Origin of the sequence: Brunnivagina elsteri CCALA 953, from assembly GCF_002289455.1 — a bacterium.
GTDB lineage: Bacteria > Cyanobacteriota > Cyanobacteriia > Cyanobacteriales > Nostocaceae > Brunnivagina > Brunnivagina elsteri.
In genome coordinates, this window is the sequence record NZ_NTFS01000582.1 from 1 (window position 1) to 3024 (window position 3024).

Here is a 3024-nt window from a genome sequence, read left to right on the forward strand (position 1 = left end):
AGTTAATAGGGAATGGGAAGTAATTAGTTCAATTAACTATTAACTACTAACTACTACCAATTAACTATACTTTGAATGTAACTTTGCGTCGGGGTTAACAACATCACAGTGGTTGGAATTGTCATTGTTTCTCACAGTAAGCAGCTGGCAGAAGGCTTGCGGGAACTCGCAGCGCAGATGGTTCATGGTCAGGTTCCCCTCGCGGTTGCTGGTGGTGTTGATGATACAGAAAACCCACTGGGAACTGATGTGATACAGGTTCATCAAGCAATTGAATCTGTCTACAGTGATGCTGGTGTGCTTGTTTTAATGGATATGGGTAGTGCTTTAATGAGTGCGGAAATGGCTCTAGAATTTCTCACGGAAGCACAACGCCAAAAAATTCACCTTTGCGAAGCTCCATTAGTTGAAGGCGCGATCGCAGCTGTTGTTGCTGCTGCTGCTGGTGGTAATATCGAACAGGTGATGGCTGAAGCTCGCGGTGCTTTGATGGCAAAGGCTTCTCAGTTAGGTATCAATTTATCTCCACCAACTAGTTACGAACAAACACCAATCCCAGAAACCCAACAAACCAAAGAAATATATATCACTGTCAGTAATCGCATGGGTTTACATGCCCGTCCCGCAGCCCAATTTGTCGCCACATCTTCTCGCTTCCAGGCTCAAATCAAAGTTAGAAATATTACTAAAAAAACAGAATACGTCCGTGCCGATAGTATCAACCAAGTCGCTATGTTGGGGGTGCGTCATAATCACGAATTAGCAATTTCCGCTTCTGGAATTGATGCTGATGAAGCATTAACAGCATTACAGGCTTTAGTTGAAGACAATTTTGGCGAAGGTGATACCCCAATTTATATTCCCGAAGAAATTCCTCTCGACAGGCAAGAGATACCCGTATCCATCGCCGCACCATCCCTTAAAGGTATCCCCGCATCCTCAGGAGTTGCGATCGCACCTAGTCATCGTTATGCTGTCGCTCCCATCGTTAGACACCAACTTCCCACCCTCAAGTCACCGCAGTATTACGTAGAAAATCCAGAACATGAGTGGCAATGTTTGCAAGATGCTCTCAATTCTGCTTCCCAAGAAATAACCACCTTACTTTCCCAAACCTCAACCCAAATCGGGGATACCGAAGCCGCGATTTTTGACGCGCATTTATTATTTTTAAGTGACCCGATAATTCTCGAAGCCTTACGACACTACGTTTTTATCGAACATGTGAATGCTGCTTCCGCATGGCAAGCCGTAGTCGAAGAACTTTCTAATCAATACCGCACTCACTACGATTCCTACTTGCGATCGCGTGCTGCTGATGTCTTGGATGTGGGACAAAGGGTGTTACGTTTATTACTAGGAACGGCTGCGGCGCATCTCAATTTGACCCATCCAGCAATTTTAGTTGCCATCGACCTCACACCATCCGATACAGCACAACTCGATACGAGTAAGGTTTTAGGTATTTGTACGACAGCCGGAAGTTCGACATCACACACCGCCATTATTGCTAGTAGTTTGGGGATTCCTGCGGTAGTTGGTCTTCCTGAAGATATTTTGCGGCTGAACGACGGCATGGTAATTGGTATGGATGGAGACACAGGACATGTCTGGGTGGAACCTAATGCAGATATCATTACAGCCCTGGAAGCCCAACGGCAAGCATGGCAAATATCCCAGCAAAAAGTACGGAGAAATGCCCATCGCAGCGCAATCACCACCGATGGCAAACGCATGATGGTGCTGGGGAATATTGGCGGGGTTACTGATGCTCAAGTGGCACTAAGTATGGGCGCTGAGGGTGTGGGTTTGTTACGTACGGAATTTTTGTACTTAGACCGAACCACAGCACCGAGTGAGGAGGAACAATTTGCTGTATATGAAGGAATTACGCAAGTATTAGAGTCCCGTCCGGTAGTGATTCGTACTCTCGATGTTGGTGGTGACAAACCCGCACCATATTTAAATTTACCACAGGAAAATAATCCATTTTTAGGATGGCGAGGGATTCGATTTTGTTTGGATCGGGTGGAATTATTTAAAATCCAATTGCGGGCAATTTTACGCGCTAGTGCCAGCAGAACAGTTAAAATCATGTTTCCGATGATTTCTACGATTGGAGAGCTACAAACAGCAAAAGCGATTGTGGAAGAAGTAAAAGAGGAACTTCGACAAGGGGGCATTTTCTTTGATGAAAACATCAAAGTTGGTATTATGGTGGAAGTTCCTTCCGCAGTTACCATTGCTGAACAACTTGCAGCCGAAGTCGATTTTTTCAGTATTGGTACAAATGACCTCAGTCAGTATATTATGGCTTGCGATCGCACTAATCCCCAAGTTGCCAGGTTAGCTGATGCACTCCACCCTGCTGTGTTACGAATGATACTGCAAACAGTGGAAGCAGGACATAAGGCTGGAATATCCGTGAGTTTGTGTGGGGAACTTGGTTCCGATCCGATTGCCACACCTATATTATTAGGTTTTGGACTCGATGATGTCAGCTTGAACCCCCAAGCGATACCCAGATTCAAGAAATCTATTACTAGGTTAAGCTTAATCGAAGCAGAAGCGATCGCATCGGAAGCACTCAAGCAGGATTCGGCAACGAAAGTGCGGGAAATGTTGATGACTTTTAATTATTGGTAATTTTGCTTTCTTGAGAATTAGGATTAGGATTTATAAGAATTAGAAGAAGAAAATAATATTACCATTGATTTAAACGACTATAATTTACCACCTATAGACCAGATTTTAGGATTAATTGTCTGGATGATGCAACAATAAAAAGTTAAAAAGAATATTAACTATTATCTAAATATTATCTAATATTTTTATTTCTCTGCAAATGTTTCTATAACTCGTTCCAATTCCAAATCAGAAAGATAATCTACAGTCCAATTTGCTTGACGCTGCAACATATGAAATGGATAAGTATTCGCTACAGCTAAAACCTGCATTCCCGCACGTTTAGCAGCTTGAATACCTGCAGGGGTATCTTCTTTTGCCATACATTGTTTTGGTAGT

Annotated in this window: 1 protein-coding gene and 1 pseudogene; one reads left to right on the forward strand and one right to left on the reverse strand. The window is 43.4% G+C overall.

Annotated elements, in window-relative coordinates; genetic code table 11:
- The first annotated feature begins 108 nt into the window (after positions 1 to 108).
- On the forward strand, positions 109 to 2646 hold the full coding sequence (gene ptsP / locus CK510_RS28650; RefSeq protein ID WP_095724873.1) for a phosphoenolpyruvate--protein phosphotransferase: 2538 nt from the start codon (positions 109 to 111) through the stop codon (positions 2644 to 2646).
- Between the two features lie 185 nt (positions 2647 to 2831).
- Here ptsP and CK510_RS28655 read toward each other — a convergent pair.
- Positions 2832 to 3024: pseudogene (locus tag CK510_RS28655) on the reverse strand (HAD family phosphatase); the annotation flags it as partial.